Source organism: Porphyromonas sp. (assembly GCF_030529325.1).
Lineage (GTDB): Bacteria > Bacteroidota > Bacteroidia > Bacteroidales > Porphyromonadaceae > Porphyromonas_A.
Genome location: NZ_JAUMXC010000049.1, coordinates 1 through 14,511 on the forward strand (window position 1 = coordinate 1; position 14,511 = coordinate 14,511).

The 14,511-nt window shown below is 48.1% G+C and carries 11 protein-coding genes and 1 pseudogene; 3 read left to right on the forward strand and 9 right to left on the reverse strand.

Annotated elements, in window-relative coordinates; genetic code table 11:
• The coding region (locus Q4A14_RS07400; protein WP_303171098.1) for a transposase at nucleotides 1-200 on the forward strand (200 nt) is incomplete at its 5' end.
• Between the two features lie 505 nt (nucleotides 201-705).
• Here the strand turns inward: Q4A14_RS07400 and Q4A14_RS07405 are convergent.
• The 6 genes from Q4A14_RS07405 to Q4A14_RS07430 form a co-directional block, all read right to left on the reverse strand.
• A complete protein-coding gene (locus Q4A14_RS07405) occupies nucleotides 706-1,728 on the reverse strand; it encodes a leucine-rich repeat domain-containing protein (RefSeq protein WP_303171100.1) in 1,023 nt (340 codons plus the stop codon).
• 18 nt (nucleotides 1,729-1,746) lie between these two features.
• On the reverse strand, nucleotides 1,747-2,328 hold the full coding sequence (locus Q4A14_RS07410; RefSeq protein ID WP_303171102.1) for a hypothetical protein: 582 nt from the start codon (nucleotides 2,326-2,328) through the stop codon (nucleotides 1,747-1,749).
• A 198-nt stretch (nucleotides 2,329-2,526) separates the two neighbouring features.
• The gene (locus tag Q4A14_RS07415; RefSeq protein WP_303171103.1) at nucleotides 2,527-3,933 is read right to left on the reverse strand and encodes a trigger factor; all 1,407 of its coding nucleotides are present in this window, start codon (nucleotides 3,931-3,933) and stop codon (nucleotides 2,527-2,529) included.
• A gap of 284 nt (nucleotides 3,934-4,217) precedes the next feature.
• On the reverse strand, nucleotides 4,218-5,348 hold the full coding sequence (locus Q4A14_RS07420) for a metallophosphoesterase (protein WP_303171105.1): 1,131 nt from the start codon (nucleotides 5,346-5,348) through the stop codon (nucleotides 4,218-4,220).
• A 41-nt stretch (nucleotides 5,349-5,389) separates the two neighbouring features.
• Nucleotides 5,390-6,766 carry an MATE family efflux transporter gene (locus tag Q4A14_RS07425; protein WP_303171106.1) on the reverse strand — a complete coding sequence of 459 codons (1,377 nt, stop codon included), beginning with the start codon at nucleotides 6,764-6,766 and terminating at the stop codon, nucleotides 5,390-5,392.
• A gap of 66 nt (nucleotides 6,767-6,832) precedes the next feature.
• Nucleotides 6,833-7,546 carry a Crp/Fnr family transcriptional regulator gene (locus Q4A14_RS07430; RefSeq protein ID WP_303171108.1) on the reverse strand — a complete coding sequence of 238 codons (714 nt, stop codon included), beginning with the start codon at nucleotides 7,544-7,546 and terminating at the stop codon, nucleotides 6,833-6,835.
• Nucleotides 7,547-7,852: 306 nt separating this feature from the next.
• On the opposite strand from Q4A14_RS07430, the gene Q4A14_RS07435 reads away from it, so the two are divergent.
• A complete protein-coding gene (locus Q4A14_RS07435; RefSeq protein ID WP_303171109.1) occupies nucleotides 7,853-8,884 on the forward strand; it encodes a ketopantoate reductase family protein in 1,032 nt (343 codons plus the stop codon).
• A 214-nt stretch (nucleotides 8,885-9,098) separates the two neighbouring features.
• On the opposite strand, the gene Q4A14_RS07440 is transcribed toward Q4A14_RS07435, so the two are convergent.
• The 3 genes from Q4A14_RS07440 to Q4A14_RS07450 form a co-directional block, all read right to left on the reverse strand.
• Complete coding sequence (locus Q4A14_RS07440) at nucleotides 9,099-10,412, reverse strand: DUF2851 family protein (RefSeq protein ID WP_303171111.1); 1,314 nt, start codon at nucleotides 10,410-10,412, stop codon at nucleotides 9,099-9,101.
• Nucleotides 10,393-13,218 carry an excinuclease ABC subunit UvrA gene (gene uvrA, locus Q4A14_RS07445; RefSeq protein ID WP_303171113.1) on the reverse strand — a complete coding sequence of 942 codons (2,826 nt, stop codon included), beginning with the start codon at nucleotides 13,216-13,218 and terminating at the stop codon, nucleotides 10,393-10,395. The genes Q4A14_RS07440 and uvrA overlap by 20 nt, the downstream gene beginning before the upstream one ends.
• Nucleotides 13,219-13,389: 171 nt before the next feature.
• Nucleotides 13,390-13,743: a hypothetical protein gene (locus Q4A14_RS07450; protein ID WP_303171114.1), complete on the reverse strand. Its 354-nt coding sequence runs from the start codon at nucleotides 13,741-13,743 to the stop codon at nucleotides 13,390-13,392.
• A 328-nt stretch (nucleotides 13,744-14,071) separates the two neighbouring features.
• Between Q4A14_RS07450 and Q4A14_RS07455 the strand changes: the two are divergent.
• Nucleotides 14,072-14,511 (forward strand): annotated as a pseudogene (locus tag Q4A14_RS07455) (transposase); the annotation flags it as partial.

Sequence of the window (14,511 nt, forward strand, 5' to 3'; positions counted from 1 at the left end):
CGGAAGGGGTTCGTCGTATGATTTACTCGACAAATCGGGTGGAGCGTCTCAATCGGAGTTATAAGCACACGTTGCGAATGCGTGGGGCTCTTCCCTCGGCTGATGCCGTCGTCTTTCTCTTGGGATCTGTTGCCCGAGAGATGACCGAAAGGACTTACGCAAGGAGATTGCCCTATTTCCAAGACCGGAGTATCAAATAGAATGAGTAATAACCCGAAAAACTCAAAGTTTTTTATCCCCGGGGTTACCCCGGGAATAAAAGGAACAACTAACCTTAAACACTTTTTTGGACACTACCATTTAAAACAAGCTGCACTATTGTCTTGATGTCTTTCTCCTGCAAGATGACTCTCGTAAAAGGGTACGTGATGTTCCTCAGATTATGGACTTAATACAGAAGGTAAATCTCTATCTACTTCAGCAAATTAAGCGGAAAAATAAGTCTTCTATTCCCAGAATGATGTTGAACTTGGGGCGAATGTCTCCCGGCAAAATAATCCAACTCGATTTTTAATGCGTCAACCCTGTCCATAAAATATTGCTTACACTCCATTCCCACCCGAAATCAATTAACAGATTCTTCACTTTCCCCAAAATCTGCCTGTCCGACATACAACCTAAAAACAGATAGAATAGCAACAAAGAAAACAGTTGGATAAAGAGTCCTTTCATCTCCCTTGTATCTGCAGAACGAGAATGTAAGCTTTAAAACTCTATACCGTCAAAGTCAGATAGCGCGAGTTCTTCGGCGGAGATGTCGGCCCAGCCGTTTTCGTGAGCAATTGAGACGTTGGCGTCTGTAGCCCCGGGGTTCAGATCAACACAGAGCACTCCCCCATGGCGTGGCAAGGTTGCGAAGAGGGTCTCAAGGGCATCCTTATCCATGTTGTTACGAGGAATAAAGACGTACTTCAGAGCAGATGCTGGCCCTATCTTAATTGCGTGAAGGGGAGCTCTCAGGCACTTTAAATAGACCAACGCATTGTTATGACTCAGATCAAGTGTTGTGATATGAGTGTTGCCACAGATTAGTTTGGTGAGCTCTTTATTTTCACTCAGATCAAGCTCGGTCAGGGAGGAGTGATAACAGTACAAGGAGCGCAGGGATTTGTTTTTGCTCACATCGAGTTGAGTAAGGAAGTTTCCGGCACATACAAGTTCCTCCAAATCCGGCATCTCGGATACATCAAGAGCTTCAAGTTTGCAGTCGTTGATCCTGAGCGTGTGCAGTTTCCGGTTGGTATTCAGATCAATATACTTAAACCTATTGCTTCCGCAGTCGAGATACTCAAGTGCCGTATTTGCTGAAAGATCAAGGCTTTCGAGTTGATTGTACTTACATATAAGAGTACGAAGAGATGGAGCATGAGAGACGTCCAATTCATCAAGGCTCGAACTGACACAGGATAACATCGTCAGTTTACCATGTATGACAACCTCTGCGGACTGTACGGCATACTCGACATAAACATCCTCTGTACTTCGTCCGTCCTCGGGGATAGTATCACAAAACCGAGTCACACTCTCTCCCTCATCCTTCACTCCATTGTCATTAAGATCTATCCAGACCTTATCTCTTTCGTTGGAGTCTGCATCCATAGCTATGAGGATACTGCCTCCGTCACCTTGGAGGGTGTGGAGGACAATTTTCTCTTTGGGCGTTGACAAACAGCCGACAAGACTCATTGTCACAAAGCAACTTGCGACAACCCTGAGTATTATGTTCATTTTATCTATCCTTATTGATCAAATACCGAAATGGGACATCTTCATCATCATATCCAATAGTTCGATGAGGGTCATAGCGTTCTGCCTAAAGGTATCGACACTCTCCTGAGATATCTCCTCTTCCGGATCATCGACCTTGATATACTCTACATCCTTACCCACATAGTATCTCATTTCCCCACCGCAACAAGCCTCATAGTCAAAGGCAAAGCGCAACGCTCCATCCTTAAATAAATACTCTTGATACAGAGAATGCATGGGGACATCCTTTTTCGAAACAATTGCCATAAGAGGACGATAGGTACGGGTGTCTCCTTCGGCGACAAACTCAAAATAGAGAGATACGTTCAACTTTGGGTAGGGGCTGTTGACATAGGCGAGTTTGATATCGTCGAGACGGATGACATCGTAGGACTTATCCCCGATACTGACAGGTTCGGGGAGATCGGACTCGGTCTTATCAATCTTGGCAAGGATTCCTTTTGCAGCTTGATACTCTGCCTGCACATTTTTCACAAGCCTTTGCTGCGCGGGTGTCTGAGACAATACACTGAAGCTCAGAAATAAACCTACAAGGGTCATCAATATCTTAGCATTCATAATCATGTTATTTAGCAACCATCTCCGGTAGAATTTCACATATTGTGTTACAATTTAGCACAATCCTACCAATTGCAGTATACAAAGCACATAAAAAAGACGGACATTGATGATAAGCACCATCAATGTCTGTCTACATAGGAAGTGTTTGGTTGAGATGAAACAGCTATGCATCAGGCACAGCATTTCACCTGTCTATTACTCAGCAACAGCTTCTTCAGTCTGTGGAGCTGCAGAAGCAGGGTTAATCATAGAGTTAAACTCTTCGAACGTCATGATCTGCTCGTTGAGTGTAACATCATCCTTTAGATTTATCACTACCTTTTGTTCCTTGATTGACTCTTTCACGCCGGTGTAAGCGTTACGCTCCTTGAGCATGTTCTTAGAGTATTGATCGATGAGATCTTCAGGCATCGAGTTCATGCCATATTGGCGGAACTGCATGCGTACCATTTCCTTAGCAAAGTCCTCGATTTCCTTATCTTCTACTTTGACATCATACTTTTCAACAAGAGCTTCGATGAAGAGATCTACTTTGAGGTCTTCGATGAGGCGTGGGAACATCTCATCGATCTTCTCAGGAGTAGAGTTCTTGACTGCATCTGTGCTTGTCCACCAAGCCTTGATTGTAGGTTCGTCAAGTTCGATAGATGCAATCTTGTTGGCTCTGATGTATTCCTTGACATCATTGAGGAGCTTGAAGTTGGTATCAGCTTCTGTGCGTGTTTCGAGGAATGCTTTGATCTTAGCACGAGCTTCGTCTTCGCTCTTCACTTCACCTTCGCCAAATACCTTGTCAAAAAACTCCTGATTCATCTCAGCTTTTTGGTGACGAGAGATAGATTCGACTTCAAAGCTGAACTCCACACCTTCGAGAGAAGGCACGATATCCTTTTCGACACCAAGGAGAGAAGCGATTTCAGAAGCTGTACCACCGTAAGCCTTGAATGGAGAGAAGATCACAACGCTGTTGCGAGGAGCACCGATGAACTTAGCTCTCTCTTCCTCATCCTTCATGTATGCAGGGAGGATGATAGCATTCTTCTCACGACGGATACCACCTTCTTTTGGAAGATCACCCTCAAGTTCAGCGATAGTACCACGCACGACATCTTCTGCTTCGATGTTATCAGCATCTACACGCTGGCCCGCACCCTCGAGAGACTGCCAGAGTGTATCCTCTATCATCTCATCGCTTGCAGTAGCACGGTAGTAAGTGAAGTTGTCTTCCTTGCCAAGAAGATTCTTGATCTCAGGGATGAGAGCTTGATCGAAGGTGAAAGTCATGTCCTCAGCCTTGACGATATCGACAGGCTCAGAACCCGGAGTTGCGATAGTCTGTCCGATAGTCTTGAGCTTTTCAGAGACGATGAAGTCATATAGCTTTTCAGAGACGATATTTTGTACCTCTTCGATCTTGACGCTGTCTCCGTACATCTTCTTGATCATACCTGCAGGTACGGCACCCTTACGGAATCCGGGGATACTTGCGTTGCGACGTATCTTCTTGAGACCATTTTCGACGGCTTCCTGATAGTCTTCTTTTGCAATCTTGAGCTCGATGCGAGCGAAGTTGTCTTTCTTCTCTACAAATGAGATGTTCATAGGAGTATGTTATATTGTATGATTATATTATCCTTGATTTGTCATCTAAATCTTTTAAGCAGACAAAATTACAGTTTTTGTTGCACACTGCCAAACTTCACAGTTCTGAACTCTGAAGATGGACTTTCGGTCAATATCATCAAACGAAGCATGATGAGCAAAAAATACAAGCTGCTTTCTCTATTAAAAAAACGTCTGACTTGATGAGTCAAAATCAGACGACTTTCGATCACAGAGGCAAAGGCTTCGATTCGCAGCCTTCCTCATGTTATTTCTTGGAGACTTTACTCTCTGTCAAACACGAGTGTCAACACTACAATCTCAGATCGTGTGCCGACCCTGAATGTCGATGCTGCCACTCCATAACCTGATGAGATACAATATGTGGTTCCTCCCTCGGAGTATAGTCCGTAGGACTGCTCAAATGCAGCCGACACAACCCACTTGAAGGGGACAAACTGCCCATCGTGCGTGTGACCATGGAGAGCGAGGTGTACACCCTCTTCTCTCTCCTCTACCACATTTTTAGGCTGGTGATCGAGGACGATCGTCACGGCATCACGGGGTATGGCAGCTTTCAGACTTCGGAGATCGGCTCTCTCTTTGTTCATATGGTCATCCCGACCTATGAGATAGACATCGGGAGCAAGGGAGACGACAGAGTCTTTGAGAAATGTCCCGAGAGTCCTGAACCAGGCTTCTTTTTCCTCTCTTTCGTGGTAATACTCATGATTACCATTGACATAGAAGATCTTGGACTGATCCCGATGCAACTCCCTCATGGCCTCGGAGACACCGGGCTCATAAGCGTAAGAGGTATAGTAGTCGAGAATATCGCCCCCAAGGAGCACAAAATCAGGATCTTCCCTACGTGTCATGTCTCTGAGACGTTGGATGTCTTTCAGAGAGATGATCTCTCCGATATGGGGATCTGACACGAAGACGATCTTGAGACTTTCAGGCGTATTGGCTGTACGAGGCAGGTGTATCTCGTGCCTTATGACGCGAGGAGATACGGTATTGTAGTGTCCCCAGACGCAGAGCAATGCCGTCACAGGGATCATGATGATGAAAACCCTCTTGTACCAACGCTTCTTGATAGCCCGGCGAGCTTCCTTTTCTCGGAAAAGAAAACTCACAATGTATATCGCCAGAAAGACAAAGGCAGTGAAGGTGAGGAAGATCATCAGCCCCACGTAATAGTTGTTGAATATCCTTAGGACGTACTTGATCGTCTCCTGAGTCAAATGCGAACGGAGAGCAAAGAGAATCAAAAAGACAACATATTCGAAGGCAATCGATCCCAGACCGATATAACGCATAAGCGTACGCGGTTTCGTGGCCTTGAAGAGGAGAAGGATCAGCAGCAGGTTGAAGATGGTCTGCCCTATGAGTGAAAGTAGAAAAACATGCATAATATCATAGATTGAAATTAAAGTATACCCCTCAGCCACTCTCAGATCTCGGGAGCGGGCGAATCGGGAAGTCGTTTCATAAACCTGTATATGAGGATGCCGGAAAGTATGGAAGCTCCGACATCAGCGATAGGGAATGACAACCATACTCCGTTGAGACCTATATAGTTGGGTAAGATCAAAAGCACCGGCAAGAGGAAAAAAGCATATCTCGACAAGGAGAGAAATATGGACTTTTTGGCATGCCCGATACTTTGGAAAAACTGAGTTGCAGACATCTGAAAGCCCACACCCCACAGAGCCCACATCACGAGCCTCAAAGCATTGGCGGAGATATCTACCATCTTGGGATCATCGGTAAATGCTTTGGCTATAAGGTCGGGAATGAAGAGAGCCAATGCCACTCCGACAAGACCGATGATGAGATTGGCAAGGGATGACAGCCGGAAAGCCTCTTTCATCCTGTCCAAACGACCTGCTCCGTAGTTGAATCCCACGATAGGTTGCATCCCCTGAGAGACTCCGAGCATAAGCATGACGATGAGCATACCAAAGCTATTCTGTATACCGTAGGCTCCCATGGCATAGTCATCCCCATGCATATAGATGACCTTATTGAAAACCACGGAGACAAAACTGCTCGAAAACTGGACGGCAAAGGGTGCCATACCTATCGAGACAATGGCGATGACGTACTCCTTGCGCAATCCGAAATTTTTGACCTTCAGTTTGATGAGACTGTCCGACCTGAGGAAATGCGCCATGACATAGCACATCCCCACAAACATAGCTATCACCGTGGCTGCTGCAGCTCCTCTGATACCCATATCAAAGATGAAAATAAACACAAAGTCGAGTACGATATTGATAAGAGCCCCGATGATCATCGTCGTCATCGCTTTGGTGGGATAGCCCGAAGCTCTCATGACGGAGTTGTAGGCAAAGCACAGGTTGGCAAATATATTGCCGGGCAGGGCTATCCGGAGATACTCCCGGGCATAAGGCAGTGTCACATCGGTAGCCCCGAAGCTCTTGAGCAACGGATCGAGGAAGATCATGCAAAGAGCTATGGTAGAGACAGAAAAGAGAATGGAGAGCACAAAGGCATTGCCGAGGAGATTTTCAGCCTTCTCCGGCTCTTTCTGCCCCAAGAGTATAGAGATGCGAGCAGCAGCACCCACACCTATCAGCAGGCCGAAAGCCTGTAAAAAAATGAGGATGGGAAAAGTGATCGCAAGCCCTGAAATAGCGAGACTGTCGACCCCATGGCCGATAAACATACGATCCACGATGTTGTATAGGGAATTGACCATCGTAGCCACCACGGCAGGGATGGCATAAGACCTCAGCAGCTTCGGTATCGGAGCATGAGCCAACTCGTAAGTGGCACTGTTGTTGAGGTCTGTTCTATGCGTCATAGGATATGGTCAAAAGGCTGATAAGGTTAAAAAGAGAGAGGAACAGCTCGAACAATGAGACTCGATCTATCCCATCTTGCTGATGGCCCTCAGTTTTTCCTCATTGAGTATCTTGATCTTACGACCGTCAAGGGCTATCGCGTGCTCTTCCTCAAAGGAGTATAGGGTACGTATAGCATTGCTTGTCGTCATGTTGGAAAGGTTGGCAAGCTCCTGACGAGAGAGGTAGATGCTGATGGTGGCATTGTCCTGCTCCAGTCCGTATTTTCCTCTGAGCATGAGCAATGCCTCGGCAAGACGTCCTCTGGTATGCTTCTGAGCAAGGCTTATCGTGAGTCGGTCTGTCTCGTAGAGTTTGCGGGAAATGCGTTGGATGAAGAAGAGGCCCACCTTGGGGTTGGAAAGGATGATATTTTCAAGTATCTGGATGGGCACCATACACACGATGCTGCGATCGATGGCGATGGCACTACTCGTATGAGGTTGAGAGGCGAAGTAGGATTGGTAGCCAAAGAAATCATCAGGACGTATCATCCTCAATATTTGGCTTTTATCCCCCACCCCACTTTTACATACCTTTACCTGTCCTTTGGCGAGGATATAGCAATACATGGGACTTGTCCCTGCTTCATAGATCACCTCACCCTTCTTGAAAAGATAAAACGAAACTGCAATCAAGAGTTGTTCTCGCTCCTGCTCCCCCAATAAATCCCAAAGCTCCGGTACCAAATTGGACAAATGAGGACAGCGCTCAGGCGCGACAGAGCTTTTATCTGACATAACGACCTTTCTTACTAAATCATAATATACTACTCCCTACTCTTGCGCAGGGAGGTTTACTGCGCAAAGCTACAAAAATTTTTAGTACCTCTCGCTTTAGAGCTACCGTTTTAAGGTCATGTAACATATCATCAGGGCTCTACACACTGCACTTTCTTCACGGATATTTATCCGAACACAGTCTCCCACGTATCGATGCTCTCTATATTCGACAGCGGAGAAAAGCACCGGAGGAGTCTCACAAAAAGTAAAAATATCTCCTATATTTGTCTCAGTATAAGGGAGTCCCATGCCTCAAGAGATTTCATGACGACCGATCTCGAGGACTCATTGACGCAAGACAGGACTCTTCGTACCATAAAAACAACAGTGATGAGCAGACTTCAGACACATAGAGAGGAGCATATCCCGACTCAACGCATCTTGATCTTCGGAGCAGGAGTGATAGGGTCGATATACGGAGGTTTGTTGGCCAAAAGAGGTCACGATGTGACACTTCTGGCTCGAGGCAGACGATATGAAGAACTCAAAACCAATGGTCTATGCCTCAGACAAGGACAGCAAGGCAAGGAAAAAGTAGAGGTAAGTGTCATCTCAACCCTTAACCCCGATGACATATATGACTATATACTGGTTGCCGTGAGAGCCGATCAGGTAGAGGATGCCTTGCCTAACCTCGCACAAAACAAGTCAAAAAATGTCGTATTCATGGTCAATAACGCAAGGGGGTACAGCCACTGGGAGGACGCTATCGGCAAGGGAAGAGTCATCCCCGCCTTTCCGGGGGCAGGTGGTACGATAGAGGACGGTATAGTACGGTACGACATCACGACACGCTCTGTACAACCGACTACCATCGGTGAGATCGGTAAGGGCAGGACTCCTCGACTCAAAACACTCCTCGACATACTCAGCCGGGCAGGCTTCCCGACCGAAATATCCAACAAGATGGATGCTTGGCAAAAGACGCACTTGGCGCTCGTCTGTCCTCTGGCATTGGGATTTTACTACGATGGTGGAGACAACTACTCCTTGGCATCCAACAAGCCTGCGCTCATGCAGGTGAGCAAGGCACTGAAGGAAACATTCGGCTTTATCCGCAAGTCGGGCATAGGCATCACTCCGGGCAAGTTTCGCTATGTCGGGCTTGTGCCCTTACCCCTTCTGGCTTACATGCTATCCAAGATCTTTGCCACCCCATGGGCAGAGACTTTCATGTACCATCACTCGATAAAAGCAAAGGGAGAGATGCTTTTTCTATCTCGAGAACTGATAGCCCTGGCCGAAACCCGAGGATTTGCCCTCCAAGAGTTGAAAAAACTCCTCGACAGATCCTGACCTTCATTATCTCTGTGGCGTTCCACGATAACAAGATGTACATCTGTCAAAATTCAGGAGTCTAACTTGAGAAAGTCAGGAGTCTGACTTGACGCATCAAGTTAGACTCCCTTTTTGAGTCCCTTTGGAAGCGTTATTCAGAGACGAGTCCAAGAGTCTTGTGCAGACTCTCGATGTAAGATATTGGGGAAAACATAGATTTGGGGAAAAGAGCTTACCTCGACCTGCCGGTGAGAGCGCGGAAGATCTCAGGGGCGACGGGACATCTCAAGCAGCCACCTTGAGTACAGTATGAGTTGTAGAGATGTATGATGGCCTGGGAGTCGGAGGCATGACGCGGGGAGATTCCTTGTTTGTCAAAAAGTCGGACGATATGGTTGTCCTCCGCGGAGAGTTTTGCCAACCATTCTGCGGCTTCAAGAGCTTTGGATGTATTGCCTTGGATACTGTGGTAATGGTAGGCTGTCGGGATGATGGCATTGATAAGAAGCAAACGCACGGTGCTATCTCCGACACCGCCCATTTTTCTTCCGGACTCGTGCCCGAAGTCATAGTGTCGGCACCAATACTCTGATGGTGGGGTAGATAAGAGGTCTGCAAGGACTGCCTGATCCGACTCCGCAATAGCAGTCATGATACGAGACTCTTGTGTGATGAGTGCTGCCATGATGGCGAGACGGCGAGCAGGATAGGAGTACGGGCGCACACGGAGCTTGCGGAACAATCCTTTTGGCACGGGTGAAAGATCAAACTTACGTGCATAGAACAGGTACTCGTCCCTGAGTCGGGCTTCGTAGTCATCGCGGGGGTCGTCACTGATCAGAGCGGCCTGACCGAGAAGCATCGCTTCCAAAGCAATGATATCACCGGCGTGTTTTTTCAAAAAGATGTAAGGGAGATGTTGAGCCACGAGAGTCATGGCATCGTTGTTGCTGTGCGCCCCAAGATAGCGCATCAGGGTATGATAAAAAAGGGAGTGGTAACTGTCGTCATCCGCACGCTCTGCAAAAGCAACGACCTTTGCCTGTAAGCGCTCGACAGCAAGCCTGTCGAGGATGCTATGGACCTTGAGAGCGGAGACTTCACTTACCTCCGGAGCACACCGCAGGGCGGCATTGGCGATGTCCATCGTCTCCATACGATCAATAAGTTCGGAAGAAATGTGCATGACAGCCGTGGGAACTTGCTCCCCCTTGGTATTCAAGACCCTTGCGTCATCATCCAACACCACATGAAGTACCACACCATCGTAACGAGGATCATTGTCGTGAGCGTGTCTGCCCCAATCGGAGGCTCTCAGGTGCATCTCCACAGATCCGCACCACTCGATATCCTGCCATGCGACCCGCGCAAGGCTGAAGTCGGGGCCATCACAGAGATTGTGCTGTCCGACCTTGAGTACACGTACTCTTTCGTCTCCGACGGTAAGCCTGTCGAAGAGCCTGTTTTTCCAGATGTAATGTAAGTGAGCTTCGGTCATAGAGCGGAAAGTCGCCAAAGTCGGCAGATCACCTGTGATCGCTGTCAAACTTTTCCTTGAGATACTTGCCTGTATAAGACTCGGGGACATTCATCATCCCTTCGGGAGTACCACTATAAACAAGATGTCCCCCGTCTTTACCACCCTCAGGACCAAGGTCTATGACATAGTCCGCACATTTGATGACTTCCATATTGTGCTCTACGATGAGGAGCGAGTGTCCCTTCCGCAAGAGAGCATTAAAAGCTTCCATCAGCACATGGACATCGTGCACGTGAAGTCCTGTCGTAGGCTCATCAAAGATGAAGAGTGTCTTTTCTCTCTTGACGCCGGCTATATAGTAAGCCAGTTTGACACGCTGGCTTTCTCCACCGGAGAGTGAAGAGGAGTTCTGACCAAGCTTAACATAACCAAGTCCCACGTCTTCGAGAGCCTGAAGGAGAGTAGCAATGCGTTTACACTCGGCATGACTGTCGCGGTGGAGGGTAAAGAAGGCTATTGCCTCGGAGACTGTCATCTCAAGGATGTCATTGATATTTTTATCCTCAAACTTTACTTCGAGCACATCTTCCGAAAACCTCTTGCCGTGACATTCCTCACACCCTATCTGTATATCGGCCATGAACTGCATCTCGACCGTCACGACACCTTCACCCTTGCAGTACTCACATCGCCCGCCCTCTTTGTTGAAGGAGAAAAAGACGGGAGTATAGCCCATTTGCTTGGACAACTGTTGCGCTGCAAAGAGCTTACGTATCTCGTCATAAGCTCCGATATAAGTCACCGGATTGGAACGAGAACTCTTGCCGAGCGAATTTTGATCGACATACTCCAAGGCTTTGACATCTGCGAGATTGCCTGTAATACTGTCGCACGCAATGGAGTCTATCGGAGCGTTGTCAAGCAGGCGCTTCATGCCCTCGTAAAAGATATCTCTCACAAAGGAACTCTTGCCCGATCCGCTCACACCTGTGACTACGGCGATGACACCAAGAGGGATTGTGACATCTACATTCTTGAGGTTGTGGAGATAGGCTCCCTTCACTTGTATCGATCTGTCCCAAGTGCGACGATGCGCAGGCCAAGGGATATTGGCACGACCGGAGAGGTACTCGACCGTGTGACTCTGAGACGTCTCAGGCAAGTCTGTGGGACTTCCCTGATAGACGATACGGCCCCCTTCATACCCTGCTCCCGGACCTATATCGATAATCATATCCGCAGCGCGTATCATCTCCTCATCATGCTCGACAACAACCACGGTATTGCCCATGTCAGCCAATCTGCGCACGATGTCTATGAGCAGGTGCGTATCTCTGGAGTGAAGACCGATACTTGGTTCATCAAGGATGTACAGAGAGCCTATGAGGCCACTACCGAGAGAGGTAGAGAGGGCGATACGTTGACTTTCACCTCCGGAGAGGGTGTTGGAGAGACGATCGAGTGTCAGATAGCCCAAGCCGATCTCATCAAGCAATGCCACACGCAAACGAAGCTCTTCAAGGAGACGCTCTCCCACTTTCAAGTCCTGTTCATCAAGAGAAAGCCCCTTGATCCAGACATTTAGTTCCGAGATAGGCATCTCTACGAGATCTGCGATGTTCTTCCCTGCGATCTTGACGTACAAAGCCTCCTTTTTCAAGCGTCTACCCTTGCATTCGGGACAAGTCGTGCGACCTTTGAAACGAGCGAGCATGATGCGGAAGTGCATCTTGTATGTCTGAGTCTCCAAGTATTCAAAAAACGAGTCGATACCGTAGACATCCGAAGCTCCATGCCAGAGCAGATACTTTTGTTCCTCTGTGAGTTCGTTGTATGGACGATGGATGGGGAAGTCATACTTTTGGCTCGAAGCTATGAACTCCGTCAGCCAGACGGACATCTTTTCACCACGCCAACAGACCACGGCATTGTCGTAGACCGAAAGTTTTTTGTTAGGGATCACGAGGTCTTCGTCTATACCCATCACCTTGCTGAAGCCCTCACACACAGGGCACGCTCCCACGGGGCTGTTGAAGCTGAAGAAATTATCGGTAGGCTCTTCAAAACGTATGCCGTCCGCCTCAAAGATATCTGAAAAACTCCTGCGCACCCATCCTTTCTCTCCTGCATCATAAAGGATAGTCGCCTTACCCTGCCCTTCAAAGAACGCTGTCTCCACAGCATCCCCGAGACGCTGAGAGAGACTCTCATCTTCGTTGTTTGCCGACAGACGATCGACAACGATCCAGAGGTCTTTTTCATCAAACGCCTCTATTTGTTCGTCCTCCAAATCCCCTATACGTACCACTTCATCCCTGACAGCAATACGGCTGTATCCTATCTGCATGAGCAGGCGGAGATGAGCCACCAGCGAGCGATCGGCAGGCACGATGATAGGAGCAAGCACCATGTACTTGGTTCCCTTATCAAGGATAGACACGAAGTCCCGCACATCCGCCACCGTATGACGACGCACCACTTCTCCACTTACAGGTGAAATAGTCTTACCGATACGGGCAAAGAGCATCTTCATATAGTCGTACACCTCTGTGGATGTCCCTACCGTAGAACGTGGCGAACGCCCTCCTCCGGCAGACTGACGGATTGCGATGGCAGGAGGGATACCCGAGATATAGTCGCACTCAGGCTTTGCCATCTTTCCGACAAACTGTCGGGCGTAGACGCTGAGGCTTTCGACATACCGGCGCTGCCCCTCGGCATAGAGAGTGTCAAAAGCCAACGAGCTCTTTCCCGAACCACTCAATCCCGTCACGACGACCAGCCGATCACGAGGGATCTTGACCGATACGTCCTTGAGATTGTTGACTCTGGCTCTGCGTACTTCTATATATTCGTTTGGATTCGGATTCATAAGACAAAGGGAGGTCTTTGTTTGAAAGACCAGTCTGTAAAGGTACAAAAAGCTGAGGAAAAGAGATAACCACAAGATCGGACAAGACACAAAAAATGAAAGCAGAGAACGGAATATCTATCCGTCCTCTGCCCTCATATATTTTGAATACCCGCTGACGCAGGTCTCCGATCAGAATCTATATCCTACAGAAGCGTAGAAGCTGATATTTTTAACCTTAGAAGCGTCCGAATCGTCTGTTGCGAAAAGTTTTCTGAGTCCATACTGAGTACCGACAACGATCATGATACGACTGAACTCAACACCTGCACCTACCTGAACACCAAAATCGAAAGGATTGAACATTTTTCCGCTCCCTTCTCCCATACCGTCCTTGAAGAGGTTTATATCGACAGTCCGTGTACTTTCGCTCACTCGCTTGAGAGACAACTTGGCAGACAAGCCATAAGCGACCAAAGTAGACAAAGGCATTGGAGGTGTCGGATAGTCTGAATCTGCTATTGAGTAGGATGGGCAGATCCACATAGTGTAGTCTGAACGTTTTTTTCACCGTTACATCCCCATCAGGTTCTTCATATGAAGCTCCCTTCTCGAGTAGTTAAGACCGGTTTGTAGAGAGAGAGTTCGTACGTATCCGAAGTGACAAAGGCATAGTCGATGGCAAGCCCTGCACGAAGAGCGTGAACCAATTTTGAGTCATCGACATCAGTGATATTGGCTCCTTGATATCCGCCTTGGATGATGAATGTAGGACACTTTTTCGAAGCAAGAACGTGCTCTTTTTGTCGAAGAGCATGAGGGAGAACAGTGCAATGGCTTCCGTCCTCGTCACCGGCGAGGCTACGGATGTAGCTTTGAATTACGGATTCCTCGAACTCGCCCGGGGAATTTTCAACCTCTGATTTTGGGCATCCTCTCGAGCCGGGAGAGCGAACGCGCCCTGCTGTTTCATGAACTTTATACCCGCGGTCTTTCGTGCGAAGACATCGGCCCGGTGTGCGAACGGATCTATGGTTATCACTACAGTAAGCAGCAAGTCGGTTTTCTCTCCAACACGAGTAAAGAGGAGATCTGCAAGTGGTCGGGACGCCGACTGTCGCCTCACTATTCGGCAGTGTACATCGATGCGACATTTGCCTACACCCGGCGCGAGGATCGTGTGGCTCAGGAAGCCTGTTACACGATGCCGGGGCTGCTTCCTGACGGTAGTCGGGAGGTGCTTTGTGTGGTGAATCATCCCACAGAGGGAGCGTTGAATTGGGAGGCAGAGTTGAAGGCTCTCAAAACACGCGG